Source organism: Paraburkholderia sp. CNPSo 3274, from assembly GCF_024206475.1.
Lineage (GTDB): Bacteria > Pseudomonadota > Gammaproteobacteria > Burkholderiales > Burkholderiaceae > Paraburkholderia.
On record NZ_JAMBPR010000233.1, the window covers coordinates 1 to 891 of the forward strand.

The 891-nt window shown below is 59.3% G+C and carries 1 protein-coding gene and 1 pseudogene; both read right to left on the minus strand.

Going from position 1 to position 891, the window contains the following annotated elements; translation table 11 throughout:
- Window positions 1–188, minus strand: a 188-nt coding sequence (locus tag M3I54_RS44405) for a DUF3564 family protein (RefSeq protein ID WP_254346735.1), incomplete at its 3' end; no start/stop codon positions are given.
- A gap of 57 nt (window positions 189–245) precedes the next feature.
- Window positions 246–696 (minus strand): annotated as a pseudogene (locus M3I54_RS44410) (cupin).
- Window positions 697–891 lie beyond the last annotated feature (195 nt).

Genomic DNA, 891 nt, shown 5'->3' on the forward strand with positions numbered 1-891 from the left:
GGGCGCGCATCATGCTGATCGCACACCACCGTGCCGCGCGCATCGACCCGCAGCTTTCCCCAGTCGGGAAATTGGAGGCCGGCATGACCTTCGCGCGACCACTTGTGGGTGTCGTTGTCGAGCCAAAGGATCGCATAGGCATTCGGGTCAAGGCGGTCGAAGGTGCCGAGATGGAGCGTGATTCGCATGAATTTCTCCGGTCGTGTTCGTGGTTTCGTGACCCGCCACAGCAGTCGGCGGACATATCAACTGTACGTGCGGCGGCAAGCTTGTGTATGCGTCAGGGTGTCGCTTGCTGCCGCTTTATAGTTACCAGGGCGCCGGCGCGGCGCTTTCACGTCTACCGATTTGAATTCGGCAGGGCTCACGATTTCGATGTGCTCGATGTCTGGCGCGTGTTCGAAGAGGACAGCGCCTGATGCACGCAATCACCCGCTTCGACAAGCGTTTCCTGGTCGTCGTACACGAAGCGCGCCCGGTCTTTGAGCATACTGACGATATGAAAATCTGCCTCATGCCGGTGCCAGCCCGCGCCCAACTTCGGCGCAAGATTTGCCCTAAAAAGTTGCGCGACCACCTTGTGACCCTGACGATTTCCAGATCACGATAGACAAAGAAATCGCGCAGCCCACCGCGCGGGAATGACGTGTCCTGCGGCTTGACGTGCGAAAAACCGGTGGTGAGTCCGGTTTGCATGACAGGTCTCCCGAGTGCGATGGAAGAAGGGGCACCAGGTTTGGCAAGCACGACGCGTTCCAGCATCCTGAATTTGGCTTGGCACCCGGTGGTGGTTGCCCTGTCTCCCGATTTGTGACAGAACTAGATCGGCGTCAAGCTATCCATCGGCCGGCTCGCATCGACGCCTGGCTTCTGGCTGACGTACACCGTTCC